The organism is Paenibacillus zanthoxyli JH29 (genome assembly GCF_000520715.1).
Lineage (GTDB): Bacteria > Bacillota > Bacilli > Paenibacillales > Paenibacillaceae > Paenibacillus_AQ > Paenibacillus_AQ zanthoxyli.
On the sequence record NZ_ASSD01000691.1, the window covers coordinates 1 to 18,000 of the forward strand.

At 47.9% G+C, this 18,000-nt stretch carries 12 protein-coding genes and 1 pseudogene; 1 reads left to right on the top strand and 12 read right to left on the bottom strand.

Translation table 11 applies throughout. The annotated features are described in order from the left end of the window. From L691_RS30320 to L691_RS0126605, 5 genes and pseudogenes are all read right to left on the bottom strand, one after another. Positions 1–437, bottom strand: a pseudogene (locus L691_RS30320) (hypothetical protein); the annotation flags it as partial. Between the two features lie 26 nt (positions 438–463). Continuing rightward, complete coding sequence (locus L691_RS0126590) at positions 464–7,384, bottom strand: TIM-barrel domain-containing protein (protein WP_025693230.1); 6,921 nt, start codon at positions 7,382–7,384, stop codon at positions 464–466. A gap of 79 nt (positions 7,385–7,463) precedes the next feature. Further along, positions 7,464–8,741 carry an ABC transporter substrate-binding protein gene (locus tag L691_RS0126595; RefSeq protein WP_025693231.1) on the bottom strand — a complete coding sequence of 426 codons (1,278 nt, stop codon included), beginning with the start codon at positions 8,739–8,741 and terminating at the stop codon, positions 7,464–7,466. Between the two features lie 144 nt (positions 8,742–8,885). Beyond that, positions 8,886–10,514, bottom strand: coding sequence for a response regulator (locus tag L691_RS0126600; RefSeq protein WP_025693232.1), 1,629 nt, complete (start codon positions 10,512–10,514; stop codon positions 8,886–8,888). Between the two features lie 25 nt (positions 10,515–10,539). Then, positions 10,540–12,357 carry a sensor histidine kinase gene (locus L691_RS0126605; RefSeq protein ID WP_025693233.1) on the bottom strand — a complete coding sequence of 606 codons (1,818 nt, stop codon included), beginning with the start codon at positions 12,355–12,357 and terminating at the stop codon, positions 10,540–10,542. Positions 12,358–12,596: 239 nt separating this feature from the next. Here L691_RS0126605 and L691_RS0126610 point away from each other — a divergent pair, with 239 nt between their 5' ends. Further along, a complete protein-coding gene (locus tag L691_RS0126610; protein WP_025693234.1) occupies positions 12,597–12,794 on the top strand; it encodes a hypothetical protein in 198 nt (65 codons plus the stop codon). A 112-nt stretch (positions 12,795–12,906) separates the two neighbouring features. Here L691_RS0126610 and L691_RS0126615 read toward each other — a convergent pair whose 3' ends face one another. The 7 genes from L691_RS0126615 to L691_RS0126650 form a co-directional block, all read right to left on the bottom strand. Further along, positions 12,907–13,398 carry a cysteine hydrolase family protein gene (locus L691_RS0126615; protein ID WP_025693235.1) on the bottom strand — a complete coding sequence of 164 codons (492 nt, stop codon included), beginning with the start codon at positions 13,396–13,398 and terminating at the stop codon, positions 12,907–12,909. Between the two features lie 61 nt (positions 13,399–13,459). Continuing rightward, the gene (locus L691_RS0126620; RefSeq protein WP_025693236.1) at positions 13,460–13,945 is read right to left on the bottom strand and encodes a hypothetical protein; all 486 of its coding nucleotides are present in this window, start codon (positions 13,943–13,945) and stop codon (positions 13,460–13,462) included. A gap of 166 nt (positions 13,946–14,111) precedes the next feature. Then, positions 14,112–14,492 (bottom strand): helix-turn-helix domain-containing protein, encoded by a 381-nt coding sequence (locus L691_RS0126625; protein WP_025693237.1) that lies wholly within the window; start codon positions 14,490–14,492, stop codon positions 14,112–14,114. A gap of 69 nt (positions 14,493–14,561) precedes the next feature. After that, positions 14,562–15,275, bottom strand: coding sequence for a class I SAM-dependent methyltransferase (locus L691_RS0126630; RefSeq protein ID WP_025693238.1), 714 nt, complete (start codon positions 15,273–15,275; stop codon positions 14,562–14,564). Positions 15,276–15,318: 43 nt separating this feature from the next. After that, the gene (locus L691_RS30325; RefSeq protein WP_025693239.1) at positions 15,319–16,092 is read right to left on the bottom strand and encodes a phosphotransferase; all 774 of its coding nucleotides are present in this window, start codon (positions 16,090–16,092) and stop codon (positions 15,319–15,321) included. A gap of 206 nt (positions 16,093–16,298) precedes the next feature. Beyond that, entirely contained in the window at positions 16,299–16,988 is a 690-nt protein-coding gene (locus L691_RS0126640) for an HAD family hydrolase (protein ID WP_025693240.1), read from the bottom strand. 193 nt (positions 16,989–17,181) lie between these two features. Next, positions 17,182–17,703, bottom strand: coding sequence for a hypothetical protein (locus tag L691_RS0126650; RefSeq protein WP_025693241.1), 522 nt, complete (start codon positions 17,701–17,703; stop codon positions 17,182–17,184). Between the last annotated feature and the right edge of the window lie 297 nt (positions 17,704–18,000).

An 18,000-nucleotide genomic window follows, 5' to 3' on the forward strand; every position in this document is an offset into this window, starting at 1 on the left:
GCACCCGAGCCTCCCGAACCCGGACCCGTTGATGGAGCCGGGGTTGGGGATAGGGTCGGAGTAGGAGTCGGGGTTCCAGTCGGAGATGGCGCCAGTCCGTAGGTAAAGCTGGTTTTATAAGGAGTGCCGCTGTTCTCTGCGCCGATCTGCACCTCATACTTGCCCTCGGCGGAAATATTCCATTTAAAAGTGAACACCCCGCCGTCTCCGCTTTTTACGCTGTCCAGAAAAAATTGGCCGCCGGGTTCTACCACCTTCAGTGTCACCAGCTGTCCGGCTCCAGACACCACTTTCCCCGTAACCGTTGCCTGCTTAGTGGACGCGTCCGCGCCTGCCAAGACATCCGTAAACCAGACGGTTTCGGAAGCGGCAGCCAATGCTTGCCAGAACGTAGACAGGAGAAGAACCATGATTAGTACGGCTATGCTTTTCTTCATTGTTTGTCTCCTTCATTAATAGTTGTTCAAGGGGTCAGCTCGGTTACGTCGGCAAGCGGCATCATGGTGGTGTTCAGCAGATCCTCGCCTTCCCAGACCATCAGCTTGACTTTATAGCCTGCAACACTGGACGGAAGCTGGAAGCCCGCGTTAAGCTGCAGGGTCTGGCCCGCTTTAACAAGTGAAGAGCTGTAGGCGTGATTGACCATCTTCAGTCCGCCGTTCGTATCGTAAAATGCGGCGATAATCATCACTTGTTTATCTTCGGACAAGGCATTCGTTACTTTGACCTTGGCGTCCAGATATTTGCCGGCTTCAAGCTTATTCATGTTAAATGACGGTTCCATCTTGAAGCTGTCTTCCATTCGCTTCAGTACCGTGTAATCCAGCGTATACGATGCGCTTCCGGCTTCGACCCGGATCTGGTACGGTCCTGCGGGAAGCGTGGCCGGAAGCGGCAGGGTCAGGCTGGCCTTGCCCCCCGCAATGGAGCCGGAAGCAGCCGGAACTCCCTCATAGGGCAGGGCGTTTTTCAGCAGGACCGCTTTGACGGCCGTTCCGTCAGCAATGTTAGCCGTATTAACGGCGATCTGCACATCCTTGGCGCTGCCTGCGCGGTGCATAGCGGCGTCCAGCGTCACGTCTTTGATGTTCGCGGTTCCGTCCGTGGTAAGCGCGGCTGTAATTTGCTGAGCCTCCGAAGTCGCAACCTTCGCCGTTCGGACATACAGCTTGCGGGCGGCCATATCGTAGTACCATACATCCTGGCCTGCGTTCACGGCATTTTGGGAGCTAACCTCCGTCAGTTCTTTGCCGTTCCGTTTGACGGAATAGACCGTCTTGCCTTCGGCACCGACCTTCACTTCGGAGGACCACACCCGCTGGTTGACCTTGCCTGTGTAGCTGCCCTTCATCGCGGCGATATTCAGCGTCACTTTGTCATCCTGCGCATTTGCCTTGATCTCGGTTGCCGCCGATTGACCTTTCTCGTAAGCATACGTCTTGCCGTCATCCTCATAGAGCGTGAAGCCTGATGTCTCTCCGCTGCTTAACGGATACACTTTGAGCGTCAATTCGCTTGCCGGAGTCTGTTCGGAGAAATCCTGCGCTTCTCTAGTCGGAATAATGGCTCCTTCCTTCACCAGCATCGGAATGGTGTTCAGGTCCGCATTGTACGTAATTTCCTTGCCGCCGGTAAACTGCTGCTCGGAGTTCCAGTCATACCAGGTTCCGCTTGGCAGGTAGACCGTTCTTTCCGTTGCTTTCTCTTGATGAATAGGAGCGGCCAAAATGGAACCGCCGAACATCCACTCATCCTGAATGTTATAAACCTTGCTGTCGTTCGCGTAATCCATAACGAGCGGTCTCATCAGCGAAGTTTCGCCGTCCGCCGTCTGCTTGGCTGTTGAATAAATGTACGGCAGCAGTTGATAGCGCTGGTTGATCGCTTTCGTTACTGAAGCTTCCGCTGCGGCTCCGAACGCCCACGGCTCTCTGATATTGGTCGGATCCGAAGGGTTATCGCCCAGAGCCACATGGGACCGGAAAACCGGCATCAGCGAAGCCGCCTGCATCCAGCGGGTATACAGCTCGGGCGTAGGCTTGCCGACAAAGCCGCCGGTATCGTTAGTGAAATACGAAATGCCCGATGCCGCCGCGCTTAAGCCGAGCTGCAGCTGATGCGAGAAAGATTCCCAACTGGAATTGATGTCTCCGCTCCAGACGGTGGTGCCGTACTGCTGGATGCCGGTGAAGCCCGATCTTGCCAGCGTCCAGACACGGTCGCCGGTGTAGCCGCGCTGGCCGTCATAGAACGCTTTTGCCTCATTCAGTGCATACACGTTCGTAATTTCCGCCGCACTGCCCGCAGCAAACTGGTCTCTAACCGAATCGGTCGGCTGCTCCGGCTCGTTAAGGTCGATCCAATAGCCTTTTACACCGGCATCATGCAGCTTTTTCACCTGAGAGCTGTACCACTTGGCCGCTTCGGGATTAGTGAAATCGATCAGTCCCGCTTTGCCGTACCAAGCCGGATAAAGGACCGTTTTGCCGGAAGCGTCCTTGACAAAATAGCCTTTGCTGTCGCCCTCTTTAAAATTGGACGCCGTAACCTGGATGTAAGGATCGACGATGGTTACGATGCTGACGCCTTTTCCCTTCAGTTCATCCATGTTTGCCTTTGGATTCGTAAAGTCCTGCGCAGGATCGTCGTTCCAGGTCATATCGAAATAATGATTCTTCTTGGCCCAGTACACATCCAGCACCATAGAGTCGAGCGGAATATTCTTATCGCGGAAGGTGTCCACGATGCCGTCCACTTCGTTCCAGCTTCTGTAACCGTATCTGGACTGCATGTAGCCCAGCGTCCACATCGGAGGAATCGGAGCGGTGCCGGTCAGGCCCCCGAAACTCTTCATAATGCTGTTCAATGAACCGTTGTTCTCGCCAGCGATGAAATAATACAGCATTTCCCCGTTCGGCGCGCTGAAGCTGTATTTGCTCTCATCCGCCGCCCCTATATCGAAGGCCGCTTTTTCGTACGTATTGTCGAAGTACAAACCGTACCCCTTCGTGCTGGTAAAAAAGGTGCTGGAGACGTCGGATGTATTGCCGCCGTAGCCTCCGGTCATCGCATTGTCCATGACGACCTTCTTGCCTCTGCGGTCGAATGACTGCGCGTCCCGGTCCATACCAAGTCCAAAGATATGTTCGTCCGGCGCAAGGGACATCTCGCTGTATACGCCGGTGTCTCCGTCATACCCGAAGCCTTCGCCGCCAATTTGCTCGGACAAAAGCTTCGTGTTGGAAGCATCATAGTAGGCCAGGCGGAACGGCGACTTGTAGGCGCGCACGCTCATGGCATCGGTCTGAATCAGAATATAGCCCTCGTCTTCCATATTCTTAACGGTAGGCCTCACCGTTCCCTGCTCGCTGTCGACAACGAAGGTGTCCTTCTTCGCAAAGGTTCCGGTCGGCTCCATCCATACCTTGGCCGTATCGGCTTTTACAAATTCAAGCTTCACCTTCGCGCTGCCCTGCGAATTCAACACCACCGCCCGTCCATCGGCAGATACCTGATACGGATCGCTTTCCGATAGACTGCTAACGAACGTAACGTCCTTAAACTGCTGGTCATTGTCCTTCTGCAGCTTGAAGTCGTCGATATCGAGCAGGCTTCCCGCTTTACCCTCTGAAACCACGCCTACCTTAACCACTTCGTTCATGGACAGCTGAAGATTCGGCAGCTTCAGTTCCGTGAATTCCGCGCCGGCCGGAATATCAAGCTTCTTGATGCCCCCGGAATAGCTGACATACACCTCAGCCTTATCAAAGTCCCCGGTCTTACGGGTCTTCAGCGATAATTGATATACACCGTCTGCCGGCGCATTGCGGAACTGCCAGATGTCGGAGGAATAAGCGCTGGCTCCGCCGATTCTGGCGAAAGCGTTGTCCCCGTCTTTGGCAATCGCCTGATGCGTCATATTCGTGCGGCTCCAGCCGGTGAATCCTTCGTCAAAGCCCGGATTGTACAAGGCCACCGCCGGCGCTTCAGTTACCGCTTCCTCGGATGCAAATTTCACGTTGTCGATCTGCATGGAGGTATCCGCCTTGGGCGCTTCCAGGATGAATTTTACAGTCGCTTCCTGCTCCGTGATATCGGCTTCGGCCTTGAATTCCTTGTATTCAAAATCAGCCGCTTCCCATTTCGCCTTGCCTGTTGATGGAACTCCATCCTTGAGGCTTGGCGTAATATTAACGGCCACATCGTCTTTGCCCGGCTGTGAAATGATCATCTTTGCTGTTCCGCCCGCAAATGTCGGATCGGTATGCGGCATCAGCTTAACCATAGCGGACAGCGTATAATGCCCGTTCTTCAGACTGGTTATCTTCTGCTGGGATGTCGCTTTTCCTCCGGCATCCGGCGAATACAGGTACTGCTTGCGGCCTGCATAGGCATCATTGGTATCCACGCCATGCCATATCGTGGTGCCGTGCGTATCCACTGTCCATCCAGTTTCGTTGCCCATTTCGAAATCACCGTTAATCAATTGGCCGGTTCCGGAACTGAACGAAATGGAGTCGATATGAACGGAACCCGCACTGTCCTCCGTTTGCTTCAGGGTGATCAGATTCGTACCTTTTTTCAGCGTAACCGTCTTTTCCGCGCTGCTCCATTTATCCCAGCTGCCTTTGCCGAGACTCTTGAAAGCGACCGTATCCGAATCGACCGCGCTGCCAGCCTCATTTTCTACAGATACCGTAAGTGGGCTGTCCGCTTCATTGCCATTTGCGTAGCGGACATTCAGCGGGTAGTCACCGTCCTGCGGAACACTGACAGCAAAGGTCAGCTTGGCGTCTTTGTTATCCAGCCCGCCGATGTAGCCAAAGCCCTGATATCCCGCCGCCTCATTACCGAAGATCGCTCCGCCTTGATACGCAGCCACTTCCGCCTGATATGACTTGGAAGCTGTCTTCGGAATAAGCTTCAGCACGACACTGTCATGCGGTTCAAGGGTCTTCGAGTATGCCTTTTTATATCCAAGGTCCTGGTGCTCCCAGATATCGCGTACATACGCTCCGTCACTCAGCCCAAGCTCCTTCGTGAAATCCATGGACAGCGCTTTGGATTCGTCGCTGCGGTTGAACAGGGCAATGGCCCACGTTCCATCCGGCAGCTGTCCGGCCCACCGCTCGCTGTCGCGGCTGGCATTGTTCTTGTAATGTTCTTCGGAATAGTAAATCGGCTTCCCTACAAATCCCGATTTGTTCAGTTCGATCAGTTCGGGATTCTGATAAAATTTGGCGTTATCCCCGATGGTGTCGTACTGGTCGGCGATCGTAATCGGAGAGCCCGCGATCGTGAACAGAGACAAGGCCGTCTTCCGCTCGTTGTCGGCGTATTGGCCGGTGTAGGTGTTCAGGCGCAGGAAGTCACCGTCATTAATCATCGAGCCCCGGCCCGAAATATCGGAGAAGCCGGTAAAGCCCTGGAACGAATTGGCCCACTGCGACCAGCCGGGAGTCCAGTTCTGGCGGCGTCCGCTGGTATGATCCCAGCCGCCTGCGAATACGTCCTCGTCGATACGGATCATATCGCCGAACTGCTGCTCGTATTTGGCATGGCCCTTCAGGTCCGGCATAACCAGGCTGAGGAACACATGATTGTCGGCGGATGCTTCGTCCATCCACTGGAGCGCTTTGGCGTATTCCGTGTCCGAGTTATGGCCCGTTCCGATTTGGCCAAGGCCCTGATCGTAGCCCGATTCATACCAGGACAGGAAATCGACGCGCAGGAACGAGGCTCCCTGCTCGGCCAAGAATTTGATATAGCCTTGAAGGTATTCTTTGGCGCCTTTCTTGTTGACGTCCAGCCAGTACAGCGCCTGGTCGGCGCCCTGTCCGCCGTCAAACCGGTCGCCGTTCAGCTGCTTGCCGTTGCCGAGATTGTACGGCTCCGTCTTAACCAGGCTGGCTACCGGAATTTGCTCGGTGGTGCCGTCGTCATTTTTTACAGTGACATGGTATTTGTCCGGATGCTTCAGCACTTCGGGGGTGACCCACAGCGGGTTATAGTAAATCCCCAGTTTCATGCCTTTGCTCTTGATGTAATCTCCCCAATACTTCCAGGTGTGGCCGTCAGGATAAACCTCGGAAGGATAGCCCTGCCAGTCATTCGGTCCGATCCATTTGACCTCCACATCGTCCACGTCAATTCCCGTGCTGTCCGATTTACCCTTAGGGTCGGCGGCAAATTCCAAGTTCAGCGAACCCGAGGTTACATCGACCTCGATCGAGTAGTCCGTCCAGCTTTGGCTGGTCACCGTTTTGACCAGAGCCGCTTCCGGAACCGCGGAATTGTATCCATTGACACGGAAGACGGCGGTTGCCCCGTTTTTAATCATGTCGTCCTTGGTTTTCGCCTTCGCTTTTACCAGATATTTGCCACTGGGCAGAGTAATACTCTGCTTGATGGACTGAACCGTATTGGCGTCATTCGACCAGGTCCACAGGGATTGATCTCCCGGTCCGTCATTATTGGTTCCGTGCAGAAATCCTTCCCCGAATGTCCAGCCTACAGAATCGCCCTGCTCGAAATCGCCATTCACCGCATGGTTCGAGGTATCGACCTCATCCTCAACCTTCTCAAGCTTCACATCGTCAAGGTCCAGCCCGGCGCTTCTCTTCGATTTGGCTAACGCATCATAGGAAAATTCCAGATACACGTTCGGATTGGTAATATTCAGCTGGGCGCTGTAATCCGTCCAATCCTCATAAGTAATGGCGGTTACGGTTTCAGCCTCCGGATCGGCGGCATCATAGCCCTTGATCTTCATGAAGGCCGGGACGCCATCCGTGTACATTCCGTTCTTGGTCTTCGCCTTTGCGCTCAGCCGGTACACGCCCGTATCCTTCAGATAAACGTTCTGGCTGACGGTCTCCTTGTGGGGATCATCCAGCCATGTATACAAGGAATCATTGCCGTTATCGGTATTCCGCCCGTGGGAGGCCGGTCCGGTAAAGGTCCAGCCCTGGGTCTCGGGAGCGCTGAAATTACCGTTGACCACTCCGTATACGGGTCCCGTATCGTCATTGCCCGAGCCCAGCGGTTCGGTCATCCACTTATTGTTATGCGAAACGATATAACCGTTCTCATTTAATAGCGTGGCCCCTTCAATCCATCCGTCCGTGCTGACCATATCATAACCGTACGGCTGAAAATTTTCCGCCATCCAGTCGATGTTCGCTTTCCAGCGGTCTTCCGGCATGAAGGTGTTCTGGGTCCATTGATGCTCATACGTGATCCAGTACATCGGCCCCGAGCCCTTTCGCGTGAACTCGCTGTTCCTCGCCATTACCGAACCCGAGCCGAATGCAGGCAGGATCAGGCTTAGCGCCATAATCGAGGCCATTACACGATGTAGTCGCTTTCTATTCTTTTTTTGCATCCCCTAGTGTCCTCCCTTTTTGAATGGAGTGGATAACCATATCACCAAAGCATCACGCCCGGCTGCGGAATTCACCTCCTTACATATTCGCAGCCTTCACCAGCTTCACCCAAGCCTTCGTCAATTCGTCAAGCACCTGATCCTTTGTCTTAACCTGCGCTACGTATTCCTGAAACAGCGCCCCCAGCTCCGTATCAAAGCCATCCGGCCAATATCCTTGGACCCATGGGTAAGTCTCCCCCTTGTTCATATAGCGAATCGTCTCAGCCGCAAGCTGTCCGTCAGGCACCGCGCCGCCCTTCACGACCGGGACCTCGCCGTGCCAGCCGTATTGCTTGATATAATCGGTAACGATGTAATCGAGAAATTTTTTCGCTTCATCTATATGCTTGGAGCTGTTGCTGATACGAAGGAGCACGGAGGAATCGACCATCAGCCTCGCTTTGGAGGGATCGTCTCCGACCGGTTCCGGAAAAAAGCCGATCTCGGCAGACGGGTTCGCTTTCAGCATATCGCCTTCCGCCCAGTTCCCGTTATGGATCATAGCCGCCTTGCCCTCAGCCACCATAGCGAGTCCTGTGCCGTAATCCGTCTCCAGCGGCTTATCGCTGCCGTACTTGACCATGAGATCGGTCATATCGAAGGTCCGGCCAAACAGCGGCAAATCCTTAAAGGTCTTTGTTCCTTCCGAAATTTCCTGCGCCGTTTGCGCATAAACACCCTCTTCAGCCGCAAGAGTCTGGGATGCGATATGCTTGAACACCCACCATTCCTTGAATGAGTTGGCGAACGGCGTAACGCCTTTAGCCTTTAGGCGCTTGGCCGTCTCCTCCAGCCCGGTATAGGTTGTAGGCAGGGTGTCGATGCCGGCATCGTCGAACACCTTTTTGTTGTAAATGAAGCCATACGATTGGGTGCTGACGGGAACTCCGTATATTTTGCCATCCAATTCGGCGGCTTTCAGGGCGCTGGCTTTAATCTGATTCAGGAACGGTTCACCGGTGAGCTCCACCACGATATCCTTATATGTCTCGTTCGCCCAATAGCCCTGAGTCATGAAAATATCCGGCACATCGCCGGAATTCAGCTTTGTCTTGAGGACCGAATCGTATTCGTTGGAAATCAGCTCCGTTTCTACGGTAACTTCTGGATGCCGCGCGTGATATTTGTCCGCCATATCATGGAGCTGCTCCGACAATCCTTCGCCAAAGGTGAACATTTTTAAGGTGACCGGGTGGGCCTGTGTACTGACATCCTGGGTTTCCGCAGAATAACTGCCTCCGTCAATCGAACAGCTTGTGAATACAGCGGCCATAAAAATCCAACTTAGCACGTTGAATGCCGGTTTCTTTTTCATCCTGAGGCTCCTCTATGACAGAATAACGCGAAGCCGTTCCGATTGTAATGTACAAAAATGAAGCATTTATAGGAATATCCTGAACTCCGAACATGGCCCTCACAACGGATTTCCGGGCGCGGTACTTACAGCTATACAGCCGTCTCAGATGCTCTTGTTGGATTGCAGCGTCAGGTTACGGTAGTCGCTTGGCGACAGGCCGGTGTATTTCTTGAAGGCTTTGCTGAAATAAGCGTTGTCGTTAAAGCCGACTTTACTAGAGACGAGTTGGATTTTGATGGAAGGATCATCCAGCATTTCCTTGGCCCGGTCCATTCGCACCTTGAGCACATACTCGTAGATGCCGTAGCCGAATCTTTCTTTAAAGAGCCTGGATAGATACTCCTTGCTTAAATAGTACTGCTCCGAGAACATCGTCAAATGGATATCGGTAAAAAAATGGTCGTCGATATAGTTCTTAATGCGGATAATGTTGAAAGCTTCCGAATTCTTCAGACCGGCCTGAATTCTGTCGAACACGAGCGAAATGACGCGAAACACAAATTCGCTAAAATCCTCGAACGTAGGGTAGGCAGCGACGGTTCCGTAGGATAATGGCTTTCCCTGTGAGTCTTCGGCGATGCCAAGCTGAGCCGCAATATCCTCGATCATCAGGATAAATTCGGCGGCGGCTTTTCTCGCGTCGTCCATGCTGAAATAGCCGGTCTGCTTAATAAGCTCAAAATACCCGCCCACAATCCCCCGGGTAAACTCGATATTTCCGCTCTCGAAGGCACGGATCAGCAGCTCTCTTTTGTTCATAATAGAAGACCATTCTGCCCTGCGTCCGGTCTGGATTTCCGTGAACACCCGGTTCTCGCATTTAAGGATGTTGATGCTGGACTTGATGGCATGGGCTTCGCTGTAGGACTCTCCGAGCTTTTCAAAGGAAGCCGAAAAACCGCCAATCCCGGCGATGGAAGCAAAGCCGAACAAGGTCTGCAAAGCGTGGATAACTTCTGTCATTTTAGCGGCGCTGTACACCTTGGGTTCCGGACGAGTGCCGATTTCGAGTACGACAATAATCTCATGATCGGTCTTGTAGCTTCGGAAGCTGAAGCCCTGGCTCCAGGGAGCGCAGCATTCGTCAATCATATTCGTTAATGCAAAATAAGAAGAGAACGAGTCTCCCTTAAATTTGGAAGCGCACACCTCATCAAAATTAAGCACCTGAATGATGGCGCAGCCGTAAAGTACATGCTGCTTCGTCATAGAGGTCAGCTTCTTGTAATCCTCAAGAATCGGGGGATGGATGCGGTCGCCGTCGATAATCATGGTCAGCAGTTTCTCCTTGAACAGGGGCAGCGACAAATTGTTCATCATGCTTTGACGCTGCTGCATCTCCCGGTCCTTTCTTTCTTCGTCCAGCTGCCGGACCGCCTCGCCCAAAGACCGGTTCAGCTCCACCTTGTCAACCGGCTTCAGCAAATAATCCAATACCCGGTACTGGATGGCCTGCCTTGCGTATTCAAATTCGTCAAAGCCACTGATGATGATATATTTGACTTCCGGGTGCCGGGCACTCGCTCTGCGCAGCATTTCCATGCCGTCCATGACGGGCATCTTGATATCAACCAGAACGATATCCGGCTGCCACTCCTCCAGCAGCCGCAGTCCCGTATGCGCCTCAGGGGCCTCCGCGATCACGGACACCGCAAGCTTCTCCCACTCTCCGGCGAGCCGGATCGCCGTCCGGACAGGACGCTCATCATCGATAATCAACACCTTATACATGCCAAGATCCCTCCCGATTGTTTGCTCATGGGTATATCCCTCCAGCCTCCACAGGAATGATGATTTGTACGGATGTCCCTCCCTCCGGAAGGTTGCGGATTTCCAGCCTGGCGTCACTATGGATTAACAGCTTTAATCTCTCGGATAAATTCTTCAGCCCGATGCTCCCCTGCTGCCCGCTCATCCAGTTCTCCTTCTGCAGCAGCTCCTGCAGTTCCTTGAGCCGGGCTTCCGGAATGCCAGGACCGTTGTCGCTGACCTCGATAATGGCCCGGCCTTCCCTGAAACAACCCCGAATTCTGATCAATACGGGGTCCAGCGTCTGCTCCAGAACATGCTTGATCGAATTCTCCACCAGAAGCTGAACGGCCATTTTGGGGATGGGGATATCAGCGATTATTTCATCCAGCTCGATCTTGACGGATAACCTCTCGCCATACCGGGCCTGCTGGAGCATCACATAGCTTTCGACGTTTTTCATTTCCTGGGACAGATTCACGTTATCGCCGGTCCGGATCGAATACCGCAAAATATAAGCCAGCGCCTGCACCATCCGGTCAATATGATCAACCCTGTGAACAAGCGCCTCCGTGGAAATCGTCTGCAGGGCGTTATATAAAAAATGCGGATTAATCTGCGCTTCAAGCGCCTTCATGCGCGCGGTCTTCTCGCCCAGCTTGGCTTTATATTCTTCATTAATCAGATCGTTGATCTTGGCAACCATTGCGTTGAATTTTTTCGAAAGATAGGCGATCTCATCATTACCGTTAATTTCAATCATCACATCAAAGTTCGCGCCGCCGACCTTTTCCATCTGCTTCGACAGCCGTTTCAGCGGACGTGTAATCGTTTTCGTTGCAAACGTGACGAGGAGTGTGCCGATCAGCAAAAAGACCAATCCAATTAAAAACTCCAGATTCCTCGTATTCATGGCCCGCTCGTTCAAGGCATTAGTGGAGATCAGCTTAACCAGCTTCCAGCCGTCGCCCGGCGAAACGTCGTACATGACGAGAAAATCCTGCTTGCCGCTATTCCAGTTCAGATAGCCTTCCGGCTTCGTCCAGTCAATGGATTGAACCAAATCGGCTTCATTGCTTAAAGTCTTAGGATTGCTGTTATAAAAGGAAGTATTATTCCGGTCAAAAATCGCGATTGTCTCGGCGTTCTGCTCCAGAATATCGTTAATCATCTTATCTCTGTAAGCGGAGTTGATCGTGATGGACACCATACCCAAGGGCCTCTGGCTCGGAATATTTATGAGTGCCCTATGAAAAGTGAAAAACAGCGGCTTGTTATCCGTATTATACGCCCAGGATGATTGCAGCGGCGGTTTGATGCTGCGGAACGTATTGGCTCTGGAGCTGGCCTCCTTGAACCACGGGTTCGACATGATATATTCAGGGTAATCGACTTCCAGCTTCGGCGAATCCGTCAGCCGCGATATGGTGTACTCGGCCCCGGTCCGCGGAATATACAAGGAGACAGCAGCGATATCTCTGCTGGAGGAAAAGAACAGGTTCCTTAGCTGGTTCTCGATATAGAGACGGCTTGAAAAATCCTCTTCGTCGTTAATCAGCGCCTCCATAAAGTTGTCATCCCGCCTGAACGACAGCGACAGCGCATCAATCTGCGCCACATAGCCTTCCAGACTTTCGTTCATATGCTTCAGCTCTTTAGCCGTATTGGAAATGTAATTGTCCCTGATAATCCAGGTTGTTCGGTAATAAGACACGGTGGCAAGCACCAGAATCAGCACACAGACAATGAGCGAAAAAGCCAATCCCAGCTTATTCCCCAGCTTGCGGGTGTATCTCCTTGACAGATTCAAAAGAAAGCGCTTCACCCCATCACCGCCGTTGCCATGTAATAATGAAGACGATTTCAAGATAAATTAATAGTATCATACCTGATTTGAGGGCTCCATCATAAAAAAGGTGCGAAAAAAACTCCGGCGGCTGTTCACGAAACGCCCGGCAGCTCCAGGACTCTGAAATCCCCGGAAGGATTATCCATCAACTTAGCGAATAGGTACCTATATTATAGAAGAAAGTATTTTGGAAGAAAGGCGGAATTGCACGAATTATGGGTTGTTTAGATACAGACATTGAACTGTTCACCGCCGCTCTCTTGCAGGCTCGCATCATCATCCGCAAAAAAGACGGAGCCGTGGTGAATTGCGGTGGCTCCATCCAACGCTTTACGCCGTTTACCGTCAAAATTGGCGGCTTATCCTACATAAGAAACGAGTTTGATTTCGTGGTGTATTCACCGAGAGGTTGAGCTGCCCGATCCGCCTGATCCAATAACCAATATTCGATTCATACTGCCTCCAACTCCTTGTATTTGCGGGGCACTTTAATTTAGATCCATATTCACCTGTTCAGGTTATTTTTTAATATGTTTGTGACAAATATTCAATGACAGGATAAGAAATCAAATTCCTATCCCGGTAGGTTGAAGTTATCACATCACTATTATTACTTAAAATTCCATTTTGTAATAGTACAGGTTTAAATCCTCTTTCAATGGCTCCGTTATAGGTAAATAAGACGCAATGCTCTGCGGCAAATCCTGAAATGATTATTAACTCTACACTTTGCTTTAATAAAATTTGTTCTAATTCTGTCTTCCAAAATGCATTCGAGTTTTCTTTGGTTAGTATCAGGTCTTTTTCTTCGATTTGAATTTCTGGAACACTATTATATAAATCTCTATTTGATTCTTTAAGACCTTCAATGTCTTGAACATGTATGACAACATGATCATTCGAACGAAGCAAATCTGACACATAATTGATATACTCGCAAGCTCGATCTATTATTTTCTTTTCTAGATTCTCTAGATGGATTGATTGCATATCAATAATTAAAAAACCTATTTTCATCGAGAACACTCCCTTAAATCTAATGAAAAAATACTTACCCCAATTGCATACGCCTTCCTGACTACGCCATAAATTCAAACTTATACTTCATCAATTTATTTAACTTCTTATACTGATCTAAAGTGCAGAAACTTATAATGCAGTCTTGTTCTAGGTTCAAAAATATATAACGTTCTTCTAACTGCAATTCACTACATAAATCAGAAAACTTCTCAACAAAGCCAATATCAAACCAATCATAATTATATTCTAATTCCCAGTTATATTCCTTATTAGAAAGTTCAGCATAAATATCTTCATCTTCAACACATTCCATATCGAAATGCCATACATCATTAGAAATGATAACTAATTCATCTTTTTCGTTGCAAAATTCTCCACCCATGACTGTCAACAATGTGTAGTACGGATCCTGTTCATACTCTTCTCGATCGAAGTATTCAAACAAATAATCAATAGAAATAGTAGTTTCTAAACGGATTCCGAGCTCATTAAGAGTGTTAATTTGATCTTCTAATGTAATCCTCTTCTTGAAGAATCCAAACATATTTTCTCCTCATTTTTTCGCGATTTCTTATAACGTTGTTGTGTTCACGAACCCGTAGGCATGGCTGCCAGCTTTCACTTCTCACCATAGCATTACTGGACCGATTGCGAAAGCCCGGTGCGTGAACCTGCGTTAGCTGATGCGAAACCTTTCAAGTAATCTTAAGTTACTGACGTGTCACTATCCCGTTAATATATTGGCGTCTTTCAGTGGTTGATTCATTTATCCATTTCTGCAAATCATTTTTACTGATATAGATTTTTTCATTAATTTTCATGTATGGAAACATTCCCCCCGAAAAAGACCCCATTGTTTGTAATGTTTTTTCTTCGGATTGTATTATATCAACCACCTGTTCTTCACTCAAATTCAAGTAATTTGCAGCTTGCTTTATATCCATTAATACGGTTTCTTTAGGTTCCGATACATCTAATTTTTCATTGGTTTTTTGTTGTTCAATAGCATTAGCTAACACTATACATCCTATTACTAAAGACACTCCGATAATAATACTCGAGAAAATAATTGAGAGTTGATAGCTTTTCATTGATTTTCATTCCCTTCTATACAGGCGAAAGTTTAGGTGAAGTTGAACCTTCCTTGAGTTATTACCACTTCATTTCTTCCTCCATAGAGCAGCCCATAAAAAAGGTACACCGAATTTCATGTCTAGATCGTTACATTCATTCATCGCTCTGAGTTCGATTAAATCAAAATAATCCCCTAAAATATCTATCAGTTTTTCTTTACTATAGGCTTGCCCGCCTTTCATACTTCTTTCCCGATAAATTTCCCAATCAGAGAGTTCAAATGCTCCACCTATCTCAGTAAATCCTGGAGTGAAGCAAGTTAATCCGAAATACCCCTTAGATTTGAGAGCATTATATATCATCTGAATATATCCAACTCTCCTATGCGGCCACAAATGATGCATACAGCCCGAATCATAAACGAAATCAAACTCTTCCATATATTGTAGGTTGAACACAGATTTACATTCGAAATTGATAATAATATTCTTTTCTTTCGCTCGTTCCATAGCCCAGGTTATTGCTTCTTCCGATATATCTATGGCGTCTACGGCATATCCATTGAGCGTTGCGTAAATTGCATTTCTTCCAGGCCCACATCCCAATTCTAACATTCGTCCTTTGTTTAACATTCCAGATTCAATATAAGAAACCAAATTCTCATCAGGATATTCTACAAAAAAAGGGATTCTCTTCGTCCTATCACTATAAAATTGATTCCAAAATGGTGCTGGCTCTCTCATTAATGAATCCAACATTGTAAGAACATCTTCTGGTTTTTTTATGATTTCTGTTGGCATCTCTGAAACCTCCCATAAAATAATAGCTTGTTTCAATTTCACTTTACGTTCCCGCATTCACAAGCCCGAGGCTTATGGCACGTAAGCGCCGGATGCCTTTTTCCTCGCTCTTTATGTGTCTTAACGCGCAGCGCCGGATTAATGACTTATCCAGTACAGGGTTGCCTGTTTTTGCTGAATCATCTTCTCCAAAATGCCTCTCAATCTGAGGACAAATCAAGCCCTGCAGCGTGAAAGTAGCAATATATGGGACTTTATTAAAAGGTACCTGCAAATTATCTTTATAAGGACTTATGTCTTTTGCCGTAAACAGATGGTTAAGATGCCATGATACATCATTATTTTCATATCCGATCAGTGCCCATCTAATTGAAGAGACGTTGGCATAAAACCTGGATCTATCAATAAATGATTCAGTGCCTTTATAATACTTACTAAATTTCTTGATGAATCCCTCTCCCAATGTATCAAGAATAACACTAACATCATGAGCAGGATCGCCATAGCCTGACACACCAAAATCAATAATCCCCACAACTTCATTTGATTCCTCAATGATATGGTAAGGGGCTAAATCTCCATGTATTAAGGTTGGGGTGTAATCAAGGAAATTCGTATGATTAAAAATAGGATTAAAGATGTCTCGAACGCACTCCATAACATAACTCTTCATATGGGGGAATAATTTTGTTTCAATTCTTGAATACAAGTCCATATTTCGATAAATAGGCTTGCCTTTAATATAGGTATATTTTGAAACTCCTTCATCAATTATGTCTAAATCCGGCACAGTCATATCAACGAATGGTTTAACCATTTGAAGCACCTTGTATTCGTTATGTAGGGGCTTTTACTAAAATCGTGTTTGGCAAAACGAAAAACATCCCTATCATTGATTATGATCACATCGTTGTGGAGACCATCCGTCAGGTTAGAGTTGATTTGTTGTATTTCGATATCAGGGTATTTTTCCTTAATATTTTATATATTTTAACTTTATCTCTTCCATGAATACCTCCTGAGTTATTTATATAATTTCTCTATCTCATGAAGTTCTGTAACCGTTACATCTTGTCCCCAATCTATATCTAATCGTTCCCGGTTGATGAGTACCCCTTTCATCCCTATTAGCTTTGCCCCCACAATATCCTTTCTTTCGTTACCCACGTAACTCATCTGTTCAGGATGACATCCCAATTGATGGGCCAGTTGAATAAATCCTTCGCTCCGCGGCTTTCTGTATCCTACCTCCACCGATGTAATCAGAACGTCCACGTATTGCTCAAATCCTGCAAGATCATTCATCACCAATTCTCTAGACATGCCATAAGGTACATCGGTAAGAATTCCGATTTTTATGTTTCGTTCTTTTAGATATTTTAAAATAGGTATCGTGTCGTCAAACATGTCTGACCCTGCTTGAAAAAAACTAAAGAACGTATGGATCGTTTGCTTTATATCCTTATTTATTCCCCATTCTTGGAGTATTTCCTGAAAAATATCAGTATCCTTTACTTCATATTCTCTAGGATTAATTCTCGTATTGAACTTCTTTAAAACTTGGACTGCAGCTTCTATTAATTCGCAGTTATGATCCATACCCATATCCTGCAAGAGCTTTGTGAGCGACTTTTCATAGAGGTCTGTCCAACTGGCCTGAACATTGCGATAATAAATTAACGTATCCCCTAAGTCGAAGCCAATTGCTTTCATGCAGAGTTACCTCCATACTCACATTTTTTCATTGCTTTTGTTAATTTCTCTCCACAACAAATCAAGTCGGTTAATAATCCTCTCATCATTCTTCAATTTTTTCCTAAGAGATTGATCTATACTGACTAGCCCTAAAATGACTAATATCATGAAAAAAATAGATAACATAATGATCTCACCTTCCAAAAATACATCAATTTTTATGAATATCCGAACTATATATCATTTCGCCTTTTTCATTAAATACTTCTACTATAGCCTTTGAGGAATTGGTCTGTTTTCCAAGGGGATGATCGACAATATAAGCTTTTTCATGGTGCATAATCTCTTCAACTGAATTTCCGTCCGCAAAGATTATTTTCATTTTGTTGCCGTTCTCCAGTACATCATTTCGATGAATGATAACCCCAATAAAAGGTGTTTCCTGTGCAACAGCCGTTACATCTATCCGGTCAGGCCCGCCACTCCATGAGCTTCCTACATACTGAAATTCGTTATCTGCTGTTATGGACAAGGTGTAAACAGAGTGATCGCCTAGAATAATTGCATGATCCTTGTAGTTTTTTACTGCTAATGCTTTAACTCCTTCTGTACTTAAAAAACGTTCCAATTCCTGCTCCGTAGGTGTTCTAACCCGAACTTGCTGATTCCCATGAGCTGCACAACTGGTTAAAATCACTAATCCAAGTAAGAATAAAATGATCTTTGTTTTCATGTTTTTCCTTTCCCTTTGGGTTCATAAGAAGGCTTTTCTTATCTGGATAATTCTTTAAGTAATAATGTTTTAAATACATCTCTTGCATGTCGTTCTTTCCAAGGCGTATGTCCGCATCGATCAATTAATTCATATCTAAAATGGCTCAATCTAAAAATCAGTGGTTGATATTTTCAGCCAGATAAGCGATGCCGATTGCATTCGACTAAAATGCCAGCTTTGTAGCAAATGCGATTGCGTGTGAAGTAGTGGCGGCGCTGGTACGCTTTGATGCGATTGTGCCGTCCTTCGACGGTT

What these genes read in the sequence shown, in the direction of transcription:
- L691_RS0126620 (WP_025693236.1), bottom strand. Translation starts at nt 13,945, where the DNA reads ATGTTTGGATTCTTCAAGAAGAGGATTACATTAGAAGATCAAATTAAC.
- L691_RS0126595 (WP_025693231.1), bottom strand. Translation starts at nt 8,741, where the DNA reads ATGAAAAAGAAACCGGCATTCAACGTGCTAAGTTGGATTTTTATGGCC.
- L691_RS0126615 (WP_025693235.1), bottom strand. Translation starts at nt 13,398, where the DNA reads ATGAAAATAGGTTTTTTAATTATTGATATGCAATCAATCCATCTAGAG.
- L691_RS0126610 (WP_025693234.1), top strand. Translation starts at nt 12,597, where the DNA reads ATGGGTTGTTTAGATACAGACATTGAACTGTTCACCGCCGCTCTCTTG.
- L691_RS0126650 (WP_025693241.1), bottom strand. Translation starts at nt 17,703, where the DNA reads ATGAAAACAAAGATCATTTTATTCTTACTTGGATTAGTGATTTTAACC.
- L691_RS0126600 (WP_025693232.1), bottom strand. Translation starts at nt 10,514, where the DNA reads ATGTATAAGGTGTTGATTATCGATGATGAGCGTCCTGTCCGGACGGCG.
- L691_RS0126625 (WP_025693237.1), bottom strand. Translation starts at nt 14,492, where the DNA reads ATGAAAAGCTATCAACTCTCAATTATTTTCTCGAGTATTATTATCGGA.
- L691_RS30325 (WP_025693239.1), bottom strand. Translation starts at nt 16,092, where the DNA reads ATGGTTAAACCATTCGTTGATATGACTGTGCCGGATTTAGACATAATT.
- L691_RS0126630 (WP_025693238.1), bottom strand. Translation starts at nt 15,275, where the DNA reads ATGCCAACAGAAATCATAAAAAAACCAGAAGATGTTCTTACAATGTTG.
- L691_RS0126590 (WP_025693230.1), bottom strand. Translation starts at nt 7,384, where the DNA reads ATGCAAAAAAAGAATAGAAAGCGACTACATCGTGTAATGGCCTCGATT.
- L691_RS0126640 (WP_025693240.1), bottom strand. Translation starts at nt 16,988, where the DNA reads ATGAAAGCAATTGGCTTCGACTTAGGGGATACGTTAATTTATTATCGC.